Source organism: Rothia sp. HMSC069C04 (genome assembly GCF_001812895.1).
Lineage (GTDB): Bacteria > Actinomycetota > Actinomycetes > Actinomycetales > Micrococcaceae > Rothia.
On the sequence record NZ_KV810731.1, the window covers coordinates 1 to 21441 of the forward strand.

Below are 21441 nucleotides of genomic sequence, written 5' to 3' on the forward strand. Positions count from 1 at the left end.
ACACGGCGCAGATGCGTCGCTTTGCGGAGCTGGACGAGCAGCAGCGTCAGCAGGTTGCGGAGAATATTTCGGCGTGGCGTCATGGGCGTGTGGAGCGTGGCTTCTCGATGGCTCTGAATCGTGTGAATGATCCAGCGGATTCTTCGTCTGTTCTGGTGTCAGCTCATGATGAGGCTGGTCAGATGGTGGCTCTGCTGTCGTTCGTCCCGTGGGGTCCTACGGGGCTGTCTTTGGATGTTATGCGTCGCTCCCCTGAGGCACCTAATGGTGTGGTGGAGTTTATGGTGGCGTCGCTGATGGAGCAGGCGGCGTCTTTGGGTGTGCGTCGGGTGTCGCTGAATTTTGCGATGTTTGGCCATATTTTTGAGGCTGCTGATCAGGTGGGTGCGTCGGCGTGGAACCGTTTTGCTTCCCGCTCTTTGGGTGTGCTGGATCGTTTTCTGCAGTTGCGCCGCCTGTATCGTTTCAATCTAAAGTTTGCCCCGCTGTGGGTTCCTCGTTTTTTGGCGACGGAGCCGACGTTGGCGATGGCGAATGTTGTGGTTGCGTCGGGTATGGCGGAGGGCTTTTTGCCGAATCTGTCGGCGCGCCGTTTGCAGGATCAGGAGCAGGTTCTTTCTACAGATGAGCTGGAGGCTCTTCGCCAGATGCAGCTCGCTTCTGTGGAAGAGCTTCCTGAGGTGTCGCGTAGCGATCAGACTCAGCACCGTCTGCGCCATCTGGAGGCGCTGCGTGCGGCGGGCATGGATCCGTATCCGCTGGGTGGTGAGATACGCAGTAATGGTGCGCCTATTCTGGGCGTGAAGGATGCCCTGCGTATATTCTCTTCTGAAAATATTCCAAATTCAGAATTCATGGTTTCGGGGCGTATTCGCGCGCTTCGCAACCACGGTGGAGTCCTCTTTGCGACCCTGATTGAGGGTGGCGAAACTCTTCAGGTCGTCATGGAACGCAGCCTGGTGGGCGAGCGCCCGTTGAGCCTCGCCTCCCGCAACCTGGATACCGGCGACATCATCATCGTGCAGGGCACTTACGGGGTGAGCCGTAACGGCACTCCATCGCTGATTGCCGCCTCCTGGTACATGGCGTCGAAGAGCCTGCACCCCATCCCCTTCGACTCCTTTACTGACCCGGAGGCGCGCCTGCGTCGCCGTTCCACAGACCTGTTGGTGCATCCGGACCAGATGCAGAATCTGCGCCTGCGTACCGCGGTGATTAAGGCACTGCGTGCCCGCCTGGATGCGGAGGGCTTCCTTGAGGTGGAGACCCCGATTCTGCATACGGTGCACGGTGGCGCGAGCGCGCACCCGTTCCGCACGTATATCAATGCGTACGGTGAGGATCTGACGCTGCGTATTGCGCCGGAGCTGTACCTGAAGCGCCTGGTGGTGGGCGGTAGCGGTCCGGTGTATGAGCTGGGTCGTGATTTCCGCAATGAGGGTGCTGATGCGACCCATAATCCGGAGTTTACGGTGCTTGAGGCGTATCGTCCGTATGCGGATTATGTGCAGATGCGTGAGTTGACGGAGCGTCTGATTAAGGATGCCGCTCAGGCGGTGTTTGGTTCGGTGTCTTTGCCTCTGGGTCATAAGGCTTCGAGCGAGCGCGTGGTAACGGATGTTTCAGCGCCGTGGCGTGTGGTGTCGGTGTGTGATGCTCTGTCGGAGGCGCTGGGTCGCCGAGTGGATGTGCAGACGGATTTTGAGGAGTTGCTGGCTTTGGCGCAGCAGCACGGTGTGCGTGTTCATGAGGGTATGGGTCCGGGTGCCATCGTTGAGGAGCTGTATGGTGAGCTGGTTGAGGCGCATACGGTGGAGCCGACGTTCTATACGGATTTCCCTGCGGAGACGAGTCCGCTTGCGGCGCCGCATCGTAGTGTTCCGGGTTTGGCGGAGCGTTGGGATTTGGTGATTAACGGCATGGAGATGGGCTGTGCCTACTCGGAGCTGGCGGATCCACTGGTGCAGCGTGAGCGCCTGACGGAGCAGTCGTTGAAGGCGGCTTCGGGTGACCTGGAGGCGATGGAGGTGGATGAGGATTTCCTGTACGCCTTGGAGACGGGTATGCCGCCGACGGGTGGTTTGGGTCTGGGTGTGGACCGTTTGGTGATGCTGTTGACTCAGACGCAGATTCGTGGGGTGTTGTCGTTCCCGTTTGTGAAGCCTGAGCGTTCGTAGCCCGGCCGAGACCCCCGTTTATTCGCTATGCCCGGTGCGAGGTTTTGTACCTTGTGCCGGGCTTGTTGTGCCCGCCCTGCCGGTGCCGTCAACACCTCCACGGAGTCTATATTTACTCTGTCCATATATTAAGTATTCGTTACATTTTGCATTTGACCCCTTTTTTAAGTTGCTCCGTGAGGGTTGCGCACCCCACAATGAGGTGACTAATCATACGGAGTGTATCTGTCTCCGTTACGCGGCTTTGAGTCCGCGCCACCCAGCAATGTAGCCCACACGTTGTCCGTCTTTCGGATTTGAGCGTGCGGGCTTTTTGCTTTCAAGATTGGAGTGCCGAGTGGATTTTCTTCTGAATATCATCGGGGACATTAATACGCAGACTGCGGAACTGACTTCCTCCGTGGATGCCGTGCAGAACTGGATGTGGAGTAATTTCCTCTACTACGCTCTGATTGCGGCTGGTCTGTACATTACGATCCGCACTCGCGGTGTGCAGTGGCGCTCCATTAAGGAAATGGTTCGTGTCCTGGGTGACCCGGTTGCTCGTGAGGCTGACGGTAAGAAGAGCATTTCTTCGTTCCGTGCGTTTACTGTTTCGGCTGCTTCTCGTGTGGGTACCGGTACTGTTGCGGGTGTTGCTTTGGCTATTGCTATGGGCGGCCCGGGTGCTGTGTTCTGGATGTGGGTTATTGCTGCTGTTGGTGCGGCGTCCGCTTTTGCGGAGTCCCTTCTGGGTCAGCTGTACAAGGAGCGCGGTAAGGATTCCTATATTGGTGGTCCGGCGTACTACATGAAGCGCGGTCTGAATGCTCGTTGGATGGGTTACATCTTCGTGGCGTTCATTGTGGTCACTTACGCGTTTGTGTTTGTCGCAGTTCAGACGAATGCTGTGGTGGATGCTACGGCGAACTCGTTCAGCATTGATGTTTCGGGTACTAACTCGATGGGTTTCCGCATCACTATTGGTCTGATTATGGTGGCGCTGACTGCGGCTATTATTTTCGGTGGTATTCGCGCGATTTCTTCGGTGACTGAGTGGCTGGTGCCGATTATGGCGGTGCTGTATCTGCTGCTGGGTCTGCTGGTTGTTCTGCTGAACATTGGCAAGGTTCCGGAGATGCTGCTGATGATTTTCCAGGGTGCTTTTGGTATTAAGGAGTTTGTGACCGGTGGCGCGATGGGTGCCGTGATTTGGGGTATGAAGCGTGGCCTGCTGACTAATGAGGCGGGTATGGGTACCGCTCCGAACGCTGGTGCGACCGCTACTATTTCTCACCCGGCTAAGCAGGGTTACGTGCAGACTTTGGGTGTTTACTTTGACACCATGATGGCGTGTACTGTGACTGCGTTTATTGTTCTGCTGTCGAACCCGACTTATGGTGATCGTTCTCGTGGTGCGTCGCTGACTCAGTCGGCGTTGGCTATGCAGCTGGGCGATTGGGCGGTTCACTTCCTGACTATCGCGATTTTCATGTTTGCGTTCTCGACTGTGATTGGTAACTACTACTACGGCGAGTCGAATATGCGTTTCGTGACTGAGCGTAAGCTGCCGATGAATATTTTCCGTGCGCTGGTTCTCGTGTTTGTGTTCTTCGGCGCGATTTCTTCGCTGGATCTGGTGTGGACTACCGCGGATATGTTGAATGCCGGCATGGTGATTGTGAACTTGACGGCGGTTCTATTGATGACTCCGCAGGTTGTTGCGGTGTTGAAGAACTATGAGGCTCAGCGTAAGGCTGGTTTGGAACCGATTTTCAAGGCTTCGGATATGCCTGAGTTGAAGAATCTTGCGGCGTGGGATGGTACTGATGCGGTGACTACCCGTGAGTTCTGGGCTGAGTATGATGCGAAGGCTGCTGAGCGTCGTGCGGCGAAGAAGGCTAAGAAGGCTAAGCGCTAGTTTCTAAGCTTTGTATAGGCTTTGTGGAGGGTCCGTCCTGCTGTGTGCGGGGCGGACCCTTTTACACGCCCGAGGCGTGTGTGAGGGTGTATGAGGCGCCCATCAGCGCGGTGGGCGCTGAGCGCCTCCTCGGACTATTCTGAGTGTCTGCGAGCTCCTAATACGGTCCCAATGGGTCTGTATGCTTAGGAAGGATATTAGGAGGGTTTATGGAATGGCGTGCCGTACTGGAACTGGTGGTCACGGTTGTGTTTCTGGCTGGTATTGCGTTGGCGCTGCTGTGCTTGGTGACGATTCATCGGAACCCGCATTTTTCGGAGGTGCAGAAGCTGAAGTGGCTTCTGCTGGTGTTGTGCCTGCCGTATGTGGGTCCGGTGACGTGGTTGTTGCGTGCGCGTTTGGAGCGTATTGACCGGGAGCGTGCTGAACAGGAGCGTATGGCGCAGGGTTCCGCGGCTACTTCTACTGCAGCTGCTTCCGGTGAAGTGTCCGGTAGTACATCCGATAGTGCTTCGGAGGCTCTTTCTGACACCCCCACCAATAATAAGTAACGAAGGTCACACTCTCTCAATTGGACAGCACCGCATGCGGTCCGTATAGTTTTATGTGTTGCCTGCGGTGATACACCGTAAGACACATGCGCGAGTGGCGGAATAGGCAGACGCGCACGGTTCAGGTCCGTGTGCCCGTGAGGGCGTGGGGGTTCAACTCCCCCCTCGCGCACCAACGATCCCCGGTTCGAAAGAACCGGGGATTTTTTCATATCCATAACCAATCCCCCGCTAAATGACGGGGTTCCAGAGCGATGGCGAGTGCATCACCTAAAATAGAATCGGGTGTGTTCATTCACAGGACACACAGCTAACGCACAGACACGCTCGTTAAACTGAGCCTTTCGGATAAAGACCGTTTGCGCGGTCTGTTGCTCGGAATGGTCGTTGAGAAGGAGGCGGCATGAAGTTTTTCGACAAGCTGGGCAAGCTGGAGCAAGGCATCGGTCGCACTGTCGGCCTTTCCAAGGGCTTCGGCACCTTTGCGAAGGCGGATGTCGCTAACCGCGTCCGCATCATGATGGATGACGAGTCCTATGTGGACGGCAGTGGCCGCACTATGGCTCCTAATGTCTACACTCTGCGTTTCGCGCCGGTCGATTTCCCGCGCGTGCGCGAGTGGGGCAACCCGTTCGCTGTTGAGCTGTGCGATTTGGCGATTTCGCACGCCCGCGCGCAGGGTTACACCCTCATTGGCGCGGTTCGCGTGACCTTCAATGTTCTTGATTCTCTCTCTGAGGGCGAGTTTGAGGTTGTTGCGACTTTCGAGCCGTTCTCTGTGCCGGAGGCTCCGGCGTCCCCGTCTTTGCGTGGTGCTACTAACTATGCGCCGGTGCGTCCGCCGCGTGAGTCTTCTTTGCCGACCCGCATTACGAAGCCGGCTGCTCAGCCGGCGCAGCCCGCACCGAGCCCTGCGCCTCAGCAGGTTCCTGCGGCGCGCCCGAGCATGCCTGTAGCACCCCCGGCAACGGCAGCTCCCCGTTTCTTCTTGGAGATTGAGGGTCGCATGCACCCGGTGAACCACCTGCCGTTTGTGCTGGGCCGCGGTTCTGATGCTGATTTTCGTCTGGACGATAAGGGTGTTTCTCGCCGTCACCTGCAGCTTTCGATGCAGGGTGGTGCGGTGGTCGCCACCGATATGGGTTCTACCAACGGCACGTTGATTAATGGTGCGCCTCTGCGTGCGCCGGTGGTGCTGGCGAACGGTTCGCTGCTTCGCATGGGTAATACCCGCATCATCTTCCATAGTTCGACCGGAGGTGTCCGTTAATGGCGTCCGAACTGACTGTTACTATCCTTCGTTACGCTTTTCTGGCGCTCATCTGGTTCTTTGTTTTCCTGGTGGTTTCGGCTGCTCGCCGTGACCTTGGTTTGGGTAAGAACTATCGTGCGGCGCCGGTTGATGCAGTTCCGGAGGCTACCCATATTGTGCCTCCGCCGACTCGCCCTTCGCAGCTTGTGATTACTGCCGGTGCGCAGGCTGGCGCCATGATGCAGCTGGGCGACCAGCCGATTACTATTGGCCGCGCTAATGACATTGAGGTGTCTCTGCAGGATGATTACGCCTCGGGTCGCCATGCGCGCCTGTTCCCTCAGGGTTCCCGTTGGTTCCTGGAGGATTTGAATTCTACTAATGGTACGTTCGTCAATGGCGAGCGTCTGACTCGTGCGACCCCGATTGAGCCCGGTGATGATTTCCGCGTTGGCGGTACCACCATGCAGTTGAGGGGCTAGTGTATGAAGATTGCTTTTCGTTTTGAGGCCCGCTCTGATACGGGTCTGAAACGCTCGAAGAATGATGACTCCGGCTACGGTGGTCGTTTCCTTGCGGTCGTTGCTGACGGCATGGGCGGCCACGTGGGCGGCGATGTCGCGTCGGCTACGACGGTTCTGAATCTGACTCCGCTTGACCATCCTGACTTTGAGGATGGTACCGGTAGCGTTTATCTGGCTGATGAGATTCAGAGCGCGAACCTGATTATTAATGAGCTGGCGGCAAATGATCCGCAGCTGGCGGGTATGGGTACGACCTGTACTGCCCTGCTGATTGACGGTGACTGCATTGAGTTCGCCCATATTGGTGACTCGCGTGCGTATCGTCTGCGTCCGGGTGCTGATGGCGAGTTTGAGCAGATTTCTACTGACCATACGTTTGTGCAGCGCCTGCTCAATGAGGGTCGTATTACCCCGCAGGAGGCGGAGAACCACCCGCATAAGAACGTGATTATGCGCGTTCTGGGTGATGTTGACGCGTCCCCTGAGCTGGAGTTGAAGACTCTGGACGCTGTTCCCGGCGAGCGCTGGGTGCTCTCTTCGGATGGTTTGGATGCTGTGGTGTCCCTGTCGGAGATTGAGCAGGTCATGCGTTCTACCGATGACCTGTCTGAGATTGCTGACACTCTGATTGCGATGACCTTGGAGCGTGGCGCTCCGGACAATGTCACGGTTGTGTCTCTGCAGGTGATTGACCGTGAGGTTCTGCCGGTGGATGAGCCGGTGGGTCCTTCGAGCCTGCCTGAGTCTGCTCTGCCTGATTCGATTGTGGCGGAGCAGGAGGTCAGCACGAACACTCAGAAGCTTCCCGAGGTTGCTGCCACGGCTGAAGCTGCTGAGGCTTTTTTGGGTGCGCACCATGATGAGGACTCTGAGGAGCATCATCGTCGGTCGTTGCGCCGTTTCCGTCGTGCTCGTGACTTCTCTGGCACCCTGTTGCACAGTGGTTCTGGGGCGGTGCGTCACCATATCGGTACGTACGATAACGCCGTGGATGCGGCTCTTACGAATGCTGCGATCTTGCGTAGCGAATTGGGTTCCCGCCCGCATCAGCTGGTTGGTGCTGCTTCGGTGGCTACTGAGACCGGCATGATTCCGGCGGTTACTTCTCGTACCCTGGAGCATCGTGCGACGGTGGCTCAGCGTGTGCCTTTGAAGGTTGAGTCTGATGAGGCGGCCCTGCCGGCTGAGCTGGAGGAGCTGATTGCTGAGGACACTGAGGAGCGTTCGCGTCCGAGGTCGTGGCCGATTCGCCTGTTTATTACTCTGCTGGTTGCGGCTGTTTTGACGTTGGCTGCGTGGACCGGTCTGCGTTATGTAGAGCGTAGCTACTATGTGGGTGAGAGTGACGGCACGGTTGCGGTGTACAACGGTATTCCGCATGCGTTGGGCCCGATTCGCCTTTCTCACGTGGTGGAGAATACCGATATTCCTACGAGTGAGCTGAGCGATCATACGCGTTCTTTGTTGCGTAATGCGATTACGGCGAAGGACCTGGATGATGCGCACCAGATTGTGTCTCGTTTGAAGACTCAGGCGGATCAGACGCGTGAGAAGGCTGAGCAGGCTGCAGCGTCTGCCTCGGCTTCCGCTTCCGCTTCCCCGAGCTCTGCGGCACCCAGTGAGGCTCCGAGCTCTGAAGCACCGGGCTCTGATTCGGCATCCCCGGCTCCTGAGCAGGCTTCTTCGGAGGCTCCTGCTGCGGTAGGCGGTGAGAATAATGGCTAAGTTCTCGTTCCGTCGTGAGTCGGATGCGCCTCGTGCACGCCGTTTCACGGAGCTTTTCCTGCTGGTTTTGGCGGTGGGTATCAGCTCGTTCGGCATGTATCTGATTGATCCGGAGCATGCTTTTGATACGTCGAAGAGCCAGTGGTTGCCGTGCACGGTGGTGCTGGGTGCCGGTGCTCTTCTGATTCACCTAGTCATGCAGTTCCGCGCACGTTATGCTGATCCGTTTATTCTGCCGCTGGTGGTGGCGCTGAACGGTATTGGTTTGACCATGATTTATCGTCTGGACCCGCAGATTGCGGCGCCGGTGGGTGATGGTCAGCTGATGTGGACCGGTGTCTCTATGGTGCTGTGCGCGATTATTGTGTTCGTGCTCAGGGATTACCGCCTGCTGCGTAAGGTCACGTACACCTCGCTGGTGCTGTCGATGATTCTGCTCATCATGCCGCTGGTTCCGGGTCTGGGTATGGAGCTCAATGGTGCTCGTATTTGGATTCATATCGGTAACCGCACGTTCCAGCCGGGTGAGGTCGCAAAGATTACTTTGGCGATTTTCTTCGCTGGCTATTTGGCGACGCACCGTGACCTGATTCTGGTGGCTGGCCGCCGTATTGGTCCGATTAATCTGCCGCGTCTGCGTGATTTGGCGCCGGTGTTCTTGGCGTGGATTGTGAGCCTGGGTGTTCTGGTGTTCCAGAAGGACCTTGGTTCGGCAATCATGTTCTTTGGTCTGTTCATGGCGATGCTGTACCTGTCGACCGGTCGTATTTCGTGGCTGGTGGTTGCGGGTATTGGTATGGCTGTGGGTGGCTATTTCGCGTACCACTATGTCTCGCACGTGCATGCCCGTATTTATGCGTGGGTGCACGCTTTTGATCCGGAGATTTACCAGGCGTCTCCTGGCGGTTCGGGTCAGATCCTGCAGGGCGTTTTTGGTCTGGCTTACGGCGGTCTTTTTGGCCGCGGTTGGGGTCAGGGCCGCGCGAACCTCGTCCCGTACGCTAACTCGGACATGATTATTTCCTCGTTGGGTGAGGAGCTGGGCCTGGTTGGTCTGGGCGCGATCCTGATGATGTTCATGCTCCTGGTCTCGCGCGGTTACCGTGCGGCGTTGGGTACTCGTGATGGTTTCGGTAAGTTGCTGGCTGCCGGCCTGTCTACGGTCATGGTTCTGCAGCTGTTCGTGGTGATTGGTGGCGTGACTCGTTTGATTCCGCTGACCGGTCTGACGACTCCTTTCATGTCTGCCGGTGGCTCCTCGTTGGTGGCTAACTGGATTATTGTGGCGCTGTGGTTGTCTATTTCTCATAGCGCCCGCGCACCTCACCTGGTGGCTGGTTATGATGCTCCGCAGGGTATTGACCATGCGGACACTAGCTACGAGCCGGAGGGTGCTACTAGCGTTCTGGCGCGTATTACGGCTAAGGATTCTGGAGGTGAGAAGAATGGATAGGGCTATTCGCCGCATGTGGATGTCTGCCGCGTGCGTGTTTGTCCTGCTGATGGGTACCCTCAGCTATATTCAGTTCTTCGATTCGAAGACGCTGATGAATAATCAGTGGAATTCTCGAGCGCTCTACGACAATTACGGTTCGGCACGTGGTTCGATTGTGGTTGATGGTACGGAGATTGCTTCGTCGGTGAAGTCCGATGATGAGTACAACTACCAGCGTGTGTATAACCACCCGCTCAAGTATGCGGCTCTGACGGGTTACTTCTCCACGATTTATGGCGCGACCGGTTTGGAAGCTGCTATGGATAAGGAGCTTGCCGGCACGAGCGATAGCCAGTTCTACGACCGTGTGGCGCAGCTGTTCAGTGGTTCTTCTGCGCAGGGCGCTAGCGTGGAGCTGACGATTAATTCGAAGCTTCAGGATATTGCCTATAACGCGTTGCAGGGCCGTAAGGGTGCTGTGGTGGCGTTGAACCCGAAGACTGGTGAGATTCTGGCGATGGCTTCTTCGCCGTCCTATGATCCGAATCTTCTGTCGTCTCATACGAGCTCTTCGGTGTTGGCAAATTACCAGGCTCTGACTTCTGATGAGGACAGCCCCCTGTTTAACCGTGCGATTGCGGGTAACACCTATTCGCCGGGTTCGCCCTTCAAGATTATTGATGCGGTGGCGGCGCTGGAGTCCGGCAAGTACAACGCATCTTCGGTCATTGCGAACCCCGCGCAGTTGCCGCTACCGGGCACGAACATTACCCTGCCGAACTATACGGGCGGTCAGTGTTCGACCCGCACTCAGGCGACGATTGAGTGGGCTTTGGCTCAGTCCTGCAATACGCCGTTTGCGCAGATTGCGATGGATTTGGGTCAGGAGCGTATCGCGAAGACCGCTGAGAATTTTGGTTACGGCCAGGATTTGAAGATTCCTTTGACGGTTTCTAAGTCGTCTTTCCCGTCGAATCTGACGCAGAGCCAGCTGGCCCAGTCGGCGATTGGTCAGTACGACGTGAAGACCACTCCGCTGCAGGTGGCGATGACTTCTGCAGCGATTGCAAATGGCGGCGTGCAGATGAAGCCGAATCTGATTCGTTCGGTGAAGACCAGCAACCTGAGCACTTTGCAGGAGTTCTCTCCTGAGAAGCTGCGTACGTCCACTAGCCCTGAAATTGCTAACCAGGTAAAGCAGTGGATGGTGAATGCGGTTGATAATGGTATTGCACGTAATGCTGGTGTCTCCGGTGTGAAGGTGGCGGGTAAGACCGGTACCGCGGAGACCACGGCAGGTTTGAATAATTCTTGGTTTACCGGTTTCGCGCCGGCTGATGATCCTCAGATTGCGATTGCTGTGGTTTATGAGGATATTGACGTGGCGACCGGTGCCCAGTTGGCAACCAGTACTAGTAAGCAACTCTTTGAGGCGGTGTTGAACAAGTGAGGCCTGCGGCTGATATCACTTTGGGCGGGCGCTACACCCTAACCGAACGTATCGCGATTGGCGGTATGGGCGAGGTGTGGAAAGCTCGCGACAAGGTGCTTGGGCGCATCGTTGCGGTCAAGATCCTCAAGGAGGAGTACACCGGTGACCCGGGCTTCTTGGAGCGTTTCCGTGCTGAGGCCCGTAATACGGCGCTGTTGAACCACCCCGGCGTGGCGAATGTTTTCGACTACGGTGAGGAGGACAACTCCGCGTACCTGGTCATGGAACTGGTGCCGGGTAATCCGCTTTCGAGCATCATCGAGCATGAGACTACCCTGCCGCCGGACCGTATTCTGAACTTTATTGCTCAGACGGCTCGTGCGTTGGCTGCGGCTCATTCGCAGGGTCTGGTGCATCGTGACGTGAAGCCGGGTAACCTCATCATCACTCCGGATGACCGTGTGAAGGTGACCGATTTCGGTATTGCTCGTCTGGCTAACCAGGTGCCGTTGACGGCTACCGGCCAGGTGATGGGCACTGCCCAGTATTTGGCGCCGGAACAGGCAACCGGTCAGGCGGCTACCGCGTCTTCGGATATGTACTCGTTGGGCATTATTGGTTATGAGTGCTTGGTGGGTCGTCGTCCGTTTACGGGTGAGTCGCAGATTGCGATTGCTTTGGCTCAGGTGAATGATCCGCCGCCGCCGCTTCCGGAGACCATCCCGGCTCCTGCTCGTGCGCTGATTATGTGTCTGCTGGCGAAGGACCCGGCTCAGCGTCCTAAGGATGCGACCGCTCTGGCGTCTGCGGTGGATGCGATTCGTCGCCGCGATCTGAAGGCAGCGGTGAAGGCTGTTCCTCCGCTGGCGCAGTTCTTGGCTGAGGAGAATGCTGACGACGGTACTGTCGCTATGACTGCTATGGATGTGGCGGCGGAGCCGATTAGCGCTTCTGCTACTCCGCGTTTTGGTTCTGGTGGTCGTTTCTCGCCGGAGCCGACGACGGCGCCTATTCCTCGTACGGGTGCGCAGACCATGCGTCCAGCTTCGGGTCGTGTGAAGGCTGCTGTTGCCCCTCCGGCTAAGCGTGGATCGAACGTGTGGATGTGGGTTGCTCTGCTTCTGGCAATCGTGCTGATTGCTGGCGGTATTTGGACGGTCCTTTCCTCCAATAATGGTGGCGGTTCGACTGATCCGGTTCCGAGCGCTTCTTCGTCTGTTGTTCCGACGAACACGGGTACCGTTTCGACGGTGGAGCCGACTGAGTCTGCTTCTGCCCGTGCTGCAAAGCAGAAGGTGACCATCAACGCGATTAACTATGAGGGTCGTGAACTGCAGGATGCGGTGAACGAGCTGAAGAACCTTGGCTTGTCCCCCAAGACTGAGGGTGTTGAGTCTACTCAGCCGGAGAACACGGTGATTTCGGTTTCTCCGACGGGTACTTTGGAGCAGGGTAATAGCGTGACTGTTCGCTATTCCACCGGTCCGAAGTCGGTGACTTTGCCGTCGAACCTTGAGGGTAAGAACGTTGATGAGGCGTCGAAGGCTGTTGCCGCTCTGGGTGTGAATGTTTCTCTGCATTATGAGAATTCGGACACGGCGGCCCCCGGTACGGTGCTTCGTACTACCCCCTCATCTGGCACCAAGGTCACGGTTGGTAGTAATGTAGACATGTATGTGGCCTCTTCCAGTTCGGGTAGGGGTTCGAGTGCGAGCGCTTCTGCTGCACCGTCTGCGTCGGCTTCTGCTTCCGCTTCTGCGTCGGCGCGTTAGCCCCTACATTTTGATTTAGTTTTAGTCTTAGTGATCCAGGAGAACTTATGGACCTGTCGGTTCCCGACACGGTTGATAACCGTTACAAGGTACTCGAGGTAATCGGTACCGGTGCGATGGCAACCGTTTATGCTGCTGAGGATACTCGCCTCGGCCGCAAGGTTGCGCTTAAGATTCTGCGCCCGGAGCAGGCCCAGGACGATACGTTCCGCGCACGCTTTAAGCGTGAGGCGGAGGCTGTGGCGTCTCTGAACAATCCTGCGATTGTTGCTGTCTATGACACCGGTTCGTATAACCCTTCGCAGGATGGTGGGGAGTCTGCTTCTTCGGAAGAGGGCACCGCTATTCCTTATATCGTGATGGAGTACGTGGAGGGTCATACTCTGCGTTCCATTCTGTCCCGTGGCGGTCATCTGCCGGTCCGTGATGCTTTGGGTTATTCCGAGCAGCTGCTGGGTGCTTTGCAGTACAGCCACTCGATGGGCATCATTCACCGCGATATTAAGCCGGCGAATATTATGGTGCTGGAGCGTACCAGCGAGGATATCGCTAAGGGTCAGCCGGGCCAGATCAAGGTCATGGATTTCGGTATTTCCCGTGCCATTGAGGAAGCTGGCGAGGCGCTGACCAAGGCTAATGTGGTGATGGGTAGCGCACGCTACATGTCCCCTGAGCAAGTGAGCGGCAAGGAAGTTGACGCCCGTAGCGACCTGTACTCTGCTGCTTGCGTAATTTACGAGATGATTGCTGGTCGTTCTCCGTTTGACGCTGAGTCGAATGTTGATCTGGCGGCTAAGCATCTTTCGGATGCCCCTGAGCCTCCGAGCAAGTTCACCCCGCTTGAGGTTCCTGCTGGTCTGGATGCTGTGATTCTGAAGGGTCTGGCGAAGAACCCGGATGAGCGTTATCAGAGTGCTGCTGAGTTCGCTCAGGCTCTGGCGTCGGTTGTTCGCCCGGGTGAAGAGACCGTGGTTCAGGATGCAGCGATGACTACTGCTTTTGTTCCTTCGGCGACTACTGCTTCCCTGGGTGAGGATTACGCCCCGTACACCACCTCGATTACTGAGGCTTCGGTGGAAGACGGCGGCCTCAACGGCTTCTTCGAGTATGAAGACGATGAGGAACTGTATGACGAGGAGGAGTACGCAGAGTACGATGAGTCTTCGCCGCGTAAGCGTGCGTGGGTTCGTTTCCTTGTGGGTACTCTGATTGTGGCTCTGCTGGTTTTCAGTGTCGGCTCGGTTCTGTACTACCAGAACAAGCTCAATGAGGTTCCGCAGGTTCAGGTTCCGGCTGTGGTGAATGTTTCCCGCGATGATGCCGATAACCAGCTGCGTAACCGAGGCTTCGTGGTGGAGTACCGTCAGGGCTACTCGGACAACATCAAGAAGGGCGACGTTATCAACGTTGAGCCGGGTGTCGGTTCTACGGTTAATAAGGGCTCGACCGTGGTTGTGACTGTTTCGAGCGGTCCGGAGAAGGTCAAGTTGCCGGATAACCTGCAGGGTCAGAGTGAGGCGTATGTCCGTAACGCTCTGAAGGACCTGGGTCTGGTGGATGGCCGCGTCTCCACTGTGGAGAGCGCTTCCGTTCCTGCCGGTATGGTTGTGGAGCTGTCCCCGGAGAAGGGCTCGACCGACGATAAGGGCGCTCAGACCGTTGAGGCTGGTAGCACCGTGAACATTGTCCTGTCCTCCGGTAAGGTAAAGGTCCCCTCGCTGGTGGGTCTGACCAAGGATCAGGCGATTGCTGCTCTGACCGCTCAGGATGTTCTGCTGAACACCAACATTGAGACTGTTCAGACTAACGAGCGTCCTGCGGGCACTGTGCTTTCGCAGAGCTCTGCGGCGGGTACTCTGGTGGCTCAGAACAGCACTGTGACGATCCGTGTGGCTGCTACTCCGACTCAGACGACCGCTCCGACTACTGCGGCTACTCAGCCTGCGGCGGCGACCGGTAACCAGAACGCTACCACTGGTAACCAGAACCAGCAGCGTTCTACCGCTACTCAGCCGACTGCGGCAGCTACTACTCAGCCGACTGCGGCAGCGAATAATCAGCAGCGTTCTACCGCTACGGCTACTCCGGCACCGGCTGCGTCCACTGCTGCGGGTACCCGTACGATTCAGGGTACTAACGCGAATACCAATGCGAACAACGCTAATAACGCAAACGCTAACGCCCGCTAAGGGGTTCTAGCGGTTAGCAAAAGGGGCGGCGCTCCACACCGTTGGGTGTGGGGTGCCGCCCCTTTTCGCGTATCTGGGCTTGTTCGTGTATCTGGGTTTGCTCGTAGCTAGGGGTCCAGATATAGCTATCGCCTCCAGTTTCCCTGTAGCGTGTCTGCTACGGGGCTTCTGGAGGCGATATAAGCCGTTGAGGGCTTCTTAGGCTAGAAGTACTAGGCCATGAGGGGCGAGAGGCTCTTAGCGCGCTCTGCGGCTCCCTGCAGGCCGGTTTCTTCGAGCCAGTTGCCAAGCATGAGGTATCCGCTTTCGGTCAGGACCGATTCGGGGTGGAACTGCACGCCGTGCATGGGGGCCTCGCGGTGGCGCAGGCCCATGATGATGCCATTGTCGGTGGTGGAGGTGGTTTCCAGGACCTCGGGCATGGTTTCGGGTACAACCGCCAGGGAGTGGTAGCGGGTCGCGGTGAAGGGGCAGGGCACGTCCTTGAACACGGAGACGTTCTCGTGCACGAGGCGGGAGGTCTTGCCGTGCATCAGCTCGGGGGCGTGGGTGACGGTGCCGCCGAATGCCTCCGCGATGGCCTGGTGGCCGAGGCAGACACCCAGTAGCGGCTTCTTCGCTTCGGCTGCCCAGCGGATGGTGTCAATGATGACGCCTGCCTCTGCGGGGGCACCGGGGCCGGGAGAGACAAGCACGCCATCGTGTTCTTCGGCGAGCTTGATGACTTCGGCGAGCTCGTATTCGTCGTTACGGATGACGGTGGTTTCAGCGCCGAGCTGCTGGATGTAGCCGACGAGGGTGAAGACGAAGCTGTCGTAGTTGTCGATAACAAGGATGCGGGTCATGGCACGTCCTTAGCGCTAATGGTTGATGGTGACGTTCAGGTTGAAGGGGCCGTACTCTGCGAAGTGGGGGAAGACGAATTCCATGAGCAGGTAGACTACGGCGAGTATCAGCACGATGGCGATGATGATGCGAACCCACAGGGGTCCGGGAAGGTGGCGGAAAATCCATGCGTACATCTGCTTTTCCTCTCAGATTTAGGATCCTGCAACGGAGGCGGCAATTTCTGCGGGTGCTCCGGCTGCGGCGGGCTGCCAGGATTCGAGGCGGGCGTGGACAATGTATCGTTCGGTGTCGCCGTAGCGCGGGTGGCAGGTGGTGAGCGTCAGGAGGCGCTCGGTGGGTGCTACGCCGGGCTGTCCGGGGACGGGTTCGATGACTTCTACCTGGTCGGGTTGCACGATTTCGTGGCTGTAGACGGTGTAGGTGTAGTAGCCGTCTTTGGTACGCACGTAGATGTGGTCGCCTTCGGTGAGCAGGTCGATGTCGTTGAGGACTTTACCGCGGGTTTGGCGGTGGCCTGCGAGGGAGAAGTTGCCCACCTGTCCGGGCATGGCGCTTCCTTCGTAGTGGCCGAGTCCGAGGGAGTCGAGCACGTCGGAGCTGGTTCCCTGGGTGGCGGGGCGCTGGTAGTCGGATCCGAACTTGGGGATGTAGACGATGCCGAAGACTTCACCGTGGCCGGGTTCGCTCAGACCGGCGGGAGGGGTGTTGGGGTCCCAGTCGGGGAGGGGTTCGGCGGGGTTGGAGTCGAATTCCTGGACGAGGGTGCTGACGGCTTGGGATTGGGTGCGGTCGGCGTCGATGTTGGTCCACCAGAGCTGCCATGCGACGAAGAGCAACAGCAGGAGGCCCACGGTGATAAGGAGTTCGCCTGTAATCTGGATGATCCAGTGCAGCACGGTGCGGGGGCGGCGCTCTGCGGTGGGTGCCGTTCCTTGGCTCATGCGTTCTCCTTTGTCCTTTGGGTTGTGTATGTTCTTGGGCGCCGGGTGGCGTTCCTTATCTTTCAACGCACGGAGAAGGTGAAATCATCCCGTAAGTCTGCAAAGATAGGTGTGAACATATATTTTTAGGTTACCCATACAACAATAAGCGGAGGAAGTATGTCGACCAACTCGGCTAAGGCATCGTCCAAGAAGAAGTCTCAGAAGTCTGCTAAGTCTGAGGTGGAGGATGCAAGCGAGCTGCGTCTGCGTGAGATTGCTCGTGAGATGGAGAGCGGCACGCAGCTGAAGGAGCAGACTCCGTTGTGGTACCGAGTGATTATGTTCTCGCTGCTGGCGGTGGGCATTCTGTGGATTATTGTTTTCTACATTACGCAGGGCCTGTTCCCGATTCCTGATTTGGGTATGTGGAATGTGAGTGTTGGTGTGGGCGCCATGATGGTGAGCATGCTGATGATGACTCGTTGGCGCTAGAGTTTTAGGCGTTATGACTTAGGCGTTAGAGCTTATAGAGAGGCGGCCGTCCCGTGTGGGGCGGCCGCCTCTGTATGTGTGGTGGGGTGTTATAGGGTTTTATTACCCGGTTCTTATATTCTTATATAAGAATATAGTCTAGTCAGACATATATTTTTAACAATTTGGTTAATTTCAGAATCTTGAATCAATGAACCCTTTAGTAGATTAGGTCGCCTCGTGCCGCTTCGTGGACGCGGCGGGTTACGGTCTCCATAACGGGCGAGTTGATGTTCCAGCGCTGCCAGTAGAGGGGGAATTCTACCGGGGTTGCGGCGAGCTTCACGAGGTGCCCGCTTTCGAGCTCTTCGGCGCATTGCGCCTCAGGAATGAGACCCCAGGCAATACCGGAGCTGACGGCTCGCGCATAGTCCGGAGATGAGGGAATGTAGATGGTGGGGCTTTGGGTGAAGGTTTCTTCAGCCTCTAGACCTACCTCTTTTTCGATGAGGGCTCGCGCCACATCCTGCACAAAGTCTTTACGGTCATATTCGACGACGGGGGCACGATTGAGCTCTTCGCGACTCATGGTCTTGGGCCAGCCGGGCAGGTACCGCTGCACGAAGTCGGGGGTGGCAACGCACCAGTAGCGTGCCACACCGAGGGTTTCGACGGAGCAGCCGGGGATTTTTTCGGGTTTGGAGGTGATGACTGCCATGACTTCTCCGGATCGGAGCATAGCGGAGGAGTGGAATTCGCCTTCTCGTCGCAGGTCACAGAAGATGCTGTCTTCGCGGCTGAGGATTCCTACGGCGTCGAGGAACCAGGTAGCGAGTGAGTCGGCGTTGACGGCAACGGAGACGCTCTGGAAGCCGCCGGCGCCCATGAGTTCGCGTTCCATTTCTTGCTGCAGGAATTCGCTTTGTCGGGCGATGCGCAGTACGCTTTGTCCGGCGTCGGTGGGGGTGACGGGGTTGCTTCGGCGTACCAGGACTTTTCCGGCAATCTGTTCCATGGCTTTGATGCGCTGGGAGATGGCGGAGGGGCTCACTCGCAGGATATCTGCTGCCGCGTCGAAGGTGCCGTATTCAATGACGGTGGCGAAGGTGGTGAGCTGGTCGGTACTGAAACGTGTCATAAGAATATCTTACGCAGTGTGAAAATATTTAGATAGATTTAGGGTCATTTTTCCCGTATTCTCGTCTCTGGCACTTCACACTTCAGCTAACGCAGGCTTTATCCCTGCGTCGCGAGCTTTTGCCTGGCAAGCTGGTAGTAAGAGAGCCGCTACCCACCACTGCGTACGCGGGTTCATACCCCGTTTGATCAACAGAGAAAGTTTCACGATGTCCGCATCCCTCTCCCTGCTGTTTCTGGGTGCTACCACCACGATTTCTTTGGTGGCGGCTATTGGCGCCCAGGGAACTTTTGTGCTGCGTCAGGGTATTTTGGGTCGGCATATTACCCCGATTATTATTTTCTGCATTCTGTCGGATGCTCTGATGATTGGTTTGGGCGTTGTGGGTCTGGGTGCCCTGTTGGATGCGGCGCCGTGGTTTATTGAGGTGTTCCGCTACGTGGGTGCGGCGTTTTTGGCGTGGTTCGGCTACGAGTCGGCGAAGCGTGTTTTCATCCCGCATGCGGTTGTCGTTGAGGAGGGTACCGAGGATGCGCAGTCTTTGAAGGCGGCCCTGCTGACCACGGCGGCGGTCACCTACCTCAACCCGCTGGCATGGTTGGACACAACGATTTTCCTCGGTTCTCTGGCTAATACGCAGGGCGATCCCGGCCGCTGGTGGTATTACCTGGGATGCTGCTGCGGTAGCGTGCTGTGGTTCCTCATGATTGGCTACGGCTCACGAATTTTACGTCCGCTCTTTGCCCGCCCGGAGGCCTGGCGTGTACTTGATGCGGCGGTGGCCCTACTCATGGTGTATCTGGTATTCAACCTGCTGACAGTGAACCTGTCGACCCACTAGCTTCTACCCCTACCTAACCTCTTTACGCCTTGTCAGGCTTTTTTTGCACTCTCTCCTCCTCGCTGAGGGGTATGAGTACTTCGTTCTTGGGCATGGTAAGCAGGCCCAGGTAGATATCGCGAATGATCAGGATGTGTTTGATTCGCTCAATCATGGGCTTGAGGAAGCTTCGGGCGTATTTTTCGTCGCTACTGGTGGTTGCAACGAAGTTGAGCCCGGAGAACACGGCAACGATCATGGACACCTTGATGACGACGGCGTTGATGTTGGTGTCTACGCCGAGGATTTTGAGGTGTTCGGGTTTGATGCTCATCCAGGATTCGATGGTGGTGTCGCTAATGGCGATGGACGAGAAGCCCATGAAGAATCCGAAGACGAGCAGCATGAAGAGGGTCGCCTGAATGATCTGCCCGATCATGGGGATGATGATGAGGTTGCTCCAGGGCGCGATTTTGAGGGGTCGGTGTTCAAGGATTTTCTGCTCTTCGACCCAGTCTTGGGCGGTGTTCCATATTCCACCTTCGAGGGCTGCGGCATGCTCGTAGTCGCTCTCGCTAAACCTTGCGATGTCGTCGCCTCTGTTGCGTCCTAGAAGGCGTGCTGTGCGCTCTAGGGAGGTCGTGACGACCACGAACACGGCGAGGAGCCCCATGAGCCCCAGAACAGCCCAGGTGCGCGGGAAGCTGAGCCCGTTGGCGAGCTTCCAGAGGTCTGCATTCACGAAGATGAAGAGCACGGACACCATGAGTACGGGTAGTACTTTCGCGATCATGGGCGGCAGGGAGGCGAGCTGGTGGATGGCGTGCTTGAGGGACCAGCCGAGTACGGTATCTACGCCCAAGAAGATGGCGAGGTAGATTCCGATAACAATCAGGGGGGAAGACCTGTCCGCCGTCATAGACGAAGTCTATGCCTTCAAGAGTGCTTGCTTCGAAGACGCCGGTGGTGAAGAGCATTCCGGCAAAAAGTAGGGTAAGAATACCCGTGGTGATTTGAACCCACTGCGGGGTACGGACCATCAGCATGTGAGCAAGAGCGATGAACGCACCGGAGATAATCGGCATAACGAGGAAAATCCCGCCGAGTACGAGCACTGGGAGTACTTCGTTGCTGAGGGCGCTATCGCTTGTGAGAGCTTTGATGTAGTTCGGTAGGGAACCCTTCACGTCCTCTACGACGAAGAGGAGAATGTCGCGCAGGAAGATATAGCAGATATGCATGATGCCAGCCCACAGGATCCACGGCACGGAGCGTGGGAACGCATCGAGAGCACGTTGACGGGCAGGAATAATGAGGGGCACGCCCTGTTTACGGAACCAGATATTGCTCTGCTTTAGCATGTCAGCCCTGGTGTAATGGTGAGGTTGCGCCTCTTCTGCTGTGGCTTTAGTACGCAGCCGCGCCCAGATGGGGCGTGCGTCCTTCTGCTGCGGGGTGTTCTGGTCCTGTGTGCTCATGACATACCACTCTACAGGGGTTGAGAACCTCTTTTATCCGAAGGCCCCTATAGCTCTTCTCGCTGGAGTTCAGTTCCAATGAAACGACTGTAGGCACCCATAAGTAGGGCTGCTGCTGCTTCCTGTTCAGCGTAGATGCCCAGTTCCTCGTCTTCACGACCAGTGTAGGTGCCGCTACTGATTTCGAGCAGGGATAACGGTCCTTCTGCGGTCTCCGGTGCCAGGGCATCCAGGATGAAGCTCAGGCTTTCTTCTGATTCTTCAGCTACTCCCAGGAGGCGTCCCAAGTGTGTACCCGGGTAGGGTGCGATGGTGAGGACGTCTTCGTTCTCGCATTGGATAATGCGTGCGACAGGAATGATATCCCCGGCTGCGGTCTCTTCGAGCAGTAGCTCAGTGGAGAGGTCGATATGGCTTTCCTCGCTCTGTAGGAGCTGCCTGGGCCACCAGAGGTGAATGTATTCGGTCAGTGCCGCCCAGGTTTCGTGAGGCTCCAGTGTGCTCTCTACGTAGAGGGCTGCCGTTCGTTCTTCACCGTTGTGTTGGTGCTGCTGATCGACGGGCTCTGGTGCGTGGGAAAACATGGGGTAGTGCATGGTTCTACTCTATCCCAGTGTGTCTGTGAAGAGCATTCTTCCTTGTAGTCAGAGCCATAGACAAGGGTCTGAGGGTACAAAAAAAGGGGGCAGACCCATGCGGGTCTGCCCCCTTTCTAACTTTAGCTGTTAAAGCAAAAGAGCCCGCGCAAGCGGGCTCTTTTTATTGCCTATTGGATTGTTATCCAAAAACCATACAGTGAACGCAA

19 protein-coding genes and 1 tRNA gene are annotated in these 21441 nt (G+C 56.9%); 14 read left to right on the forward strand and 6 right to left on the reverse strand.

Translation table 11 applies throughout. The annotated features are described in order from the left end of the window. From lysX to pknB, 11 genes are all read left to right on the forward strand, one after another. The coding region (gene lysX, locus HMPREF2879_RS02170) for a bifunctional lysylphosphatidylglycerol synthetase/lysine--tRNA ligase LysX (protein ID WP_070634717.1) at positions 1–2177 on the forward strand (2177 nt) is incomplete at its 5' end. A gap of 337 nt (positions 2178–2514) precedes the next feature. Beyond that, on the forward strand, positions 2515–4077 hold the full coding sequence (locus tag HMPREF2879_RS02175) for an alanine/glycine:cation symporter family protein (protein ID WP_070634718.1): 1563 nt from the start codon (positions 2515–2517) through the stop codon (positions 4075–4077). 209 nt (positions 4078–4286) lie between these two features. Next, a complete protein-coding gene (locus HMPREF2879_RS02180) occupies positions 4287–4628 on the forward strand; it encodes a PLDc N-terminal domain-containing protein (protein WP_070634719.1) in 342 nt (113 codons plus the stop codon). 88 nt (positions 4629–4716) lie between these two features. Further along, positions 4717–4803, forward strand: a tRNA-Leu gene (locus tag HMPREF2879_RS02185). A gap of 228 nt (positions 4804–5031) precedes the next feature. Further along, positions 5032–5898 (forward strand): FhaA domain-containing protein, encoded by an 867-nt coding sequence (locus HMPREF2879_RS02190; RefSeq protein ID WP_049352861.1) that lies wholly within the window; start codon positions 5032–5034, stop codon positions 5896–5898. Further along, positions 5898–6362 (forward strand): FHA domain-containing protein FhaB/FipA, encoded by a 465-nt coding sequence (locus tag HMPREF2879_RS02195; protein ID WP_049341961.1) that lies wholly within the window; start codon positions 5898–5900, stop codon positions 6360–6362. The genes HMPREF2879_RS02190 and HMPREF2879_RS02195 overlap by 1 nt, the downstream gene beginning before the upstream one ends. A 3-nt stretch (positions 6363–6365) precedes the next feature. After that, the gene (locus HMPREF2879_RS02200) at positions 6366–8129 is read left to right on the forward strand and encodes a PP2C family protein-serine/threonine phosphatase (RefSeq protein ID WP_049341960.1); all 1764 of its coding nucleotides are present in this window, start codon (positions 6366–6368) and stop codon (positions 8127–8129) included. After that, positions 8122–9582 carry an FtsW/RodA/SpoVE family cell cycle protein gene (locus tag HMPREF2879_RS02205; protein ID WP_005507381.1) on the forward strand — a complete coding sequence of 487 codons (1461 nt, stop codon included), beginning with the start codon at positions 8122–8124 and terminating at the stop codon, positions 9580–9582. Before HMPREF2879_RS02200 ends, HMPREF2879_RS02205 begins: the two co-directional genes overlap by 8 nt. Further along, a complete protein-coding gene (locus HMPREF2879_RS02210) occupies positions 9575–11014 on the forward strand; it encodes a peptidoglycan D,D-transpeptidase FtsI family protein (RefSeq protein WP_070634720.1) in 1440 nt (479 codons plus the stop codon). Before HMPREF2879_RS02205 ends, HMPREF2879_RS02210 begins: the two co-directional genes overlap by 8 nt. Next, a complete protein-coding gene (locus tag HMPREF2879_RS02215; RefSeq protein WP_049345749.1) occupies positions 11011–12768 on the forward strand; it encodes a protein kinase domain-containing protein in 1758 nt (585 codons plus the stop codon). Before HMPREF2879_RS02210 ends, HMPREF2879_RS02215 begins: the two co-directional genes overlap by 4 nt. Before the next feature lie 47 nt (positions 12769–12815). Then, complete coding sequence (gene pknB, locus HMPREF2879_RS02220; protein WP_049357201.1) at positions 12816–14957, forward strand: Stk1 family PASTA domain-containing Ser/Thr kinase; 2142 nt, start codon at positions 12816–12818, stop codon at positions 14955–14957. Positions 14958–15169: 212 nt separating this feature from the next. Here the strand turns inward: pknB and HMPREF2879_RS02225 are convergent, their stop codons facing one another. From HMPREF2879_RS02225 to HMPREF2879_RS02230, 3 genes are read right to left on the reverse strand one after another with little or no spacing between them, the layout of a single operon-like run. Beyond that, positions 15170–15802: an aminodeoxychorismate/anthranilate synthase component II gene (locus HMPREF2879_RS02225; RefSeq protein ID WP_012904364.1), complete on the reverse strand. Its 633-nt coding sequence runs from the start codon at positions 15800–15802 to the stop codon at positions 15170–15172. A gap of 15 nt (positions 15803–15817) precedes the next feature. Next, positions 15818–15979: a hypothetical protein gene (locus HMPREF2879_RS09410; protein WP_005507386.1), complete on the reverse strand. Its 162-nt coding sequence runs from the start codon at positions 15977–15979 to the stop codon at positions 15818–15820. 18 nt (positions 15980–15997) lie between these two features. Then, positions 15998–16747 carry a class E sortase gene (locus tag HMPREF2879_RS02230; protein WP_049352863.1) on the reverse strand — a complete coding sequence of 250 codons (750 nt, stop codon included), beginning with the start codon at positions 16745–16747 and terminating at the stop codon, positions 15998–16000. A gap of 159 nt (positions 16748–16906) precedes the next feature. Here HMPREF2879_RS02230 and HMPREF2879_RS02235 point away from each other — a divergent pair, with 159 nt between their 5' ends. Next, the gene (locus HMPREF2879_RS02235) at positions 16907–17221 is read left to right on the forward strand and encodes a cell division protein CrgA (protein ID WP_005507388.1); all 315 of its coding nucleotides are present in this window, start codon (positions 16907–16909) and stop codon (positions 17219–17221) included. Positions 17222–17420: 199 nt separating this feature from the next. Here HMPREF2879_RS02235 and HMPREF2879_RS02240 read toward each other — a convergent pair whose 3' ends face one another. After that, entirely contained in the window at positions 17421–18338 is a 918-nt protein-coding gene (locus tag HMPREF2879_RS02240; RefSeq protein ID WP_049350261.1) for a LysR family transcriptional regulator ArgP, read from the reverse strand. 208 nt (positions 18339–18546) lie between these two features. Here HMPREF2879_RS02240 and HMPREF2879_RS02245 point away from each other — a divergent pair, with 208 nt between their 5' ends. Then, positions 18547–19179 carry a LysE/ArgO family amino acid transporter gene (locus HMPREF2879_RS02245; RefSeq protein WP_044150899.1) on the forward strand — a complete coding sequence of 211 codons (633 nt, stop codon included), beginning with the start codon at positions 18547–18549 and terminating at the stop codon, positions 19177–19179. A 22-nt stretch (positions 19180–19201) separates the two neighbouring features. On the opposite strand, the gene HMPREF2879_RS09505 is transcribed toward HMPREF2879_RS02245, so the two are convergent. Continuing rightward, on the reverse strand, positions 19202–20077 hold the full coding sequence (locus HMPREF2879_RS09505; RefSeq protein ID WP_246822889.1) for a hypothetical protein: 876 nt from the start codon (positions 20075–20077) through the stop codon (positions 19202–19204). Positions 20078–20204: 127 nt separating this feature from the next. On the opposite strand from HMPREF2879_RS09505, the gene HMPREF2879_RS09595 reads away from it, so the two are divergent. After that, a complete protein-coding gene (locus HMPREF2879_RS09595) occupies positions 20205–20333 on the forward strand; it encodes a hypothetical protein (RefSeq protein WP_256370812.1) in 129 nt (42 codons plus the stop codon). 350 nt (positions 20334–20683) lie between these two features. On the opposite strand, the gene HMPREF2879_RS02255 is transcribed toward HMPREF2879_RS09595, so the two are convergent. After that, on the reverse strand, positions 20684–21220 hold the full coding sequence (locus tag HMPREF2879_RS02255; RefSeq protein ID WP_231840270.1) for a GTPase: 537 nt from the start codon (positions 21218–21220) through the stop codon (positions 20684–20686). Positions 21221–21441 lie beyond the last annotated feature (221 nt).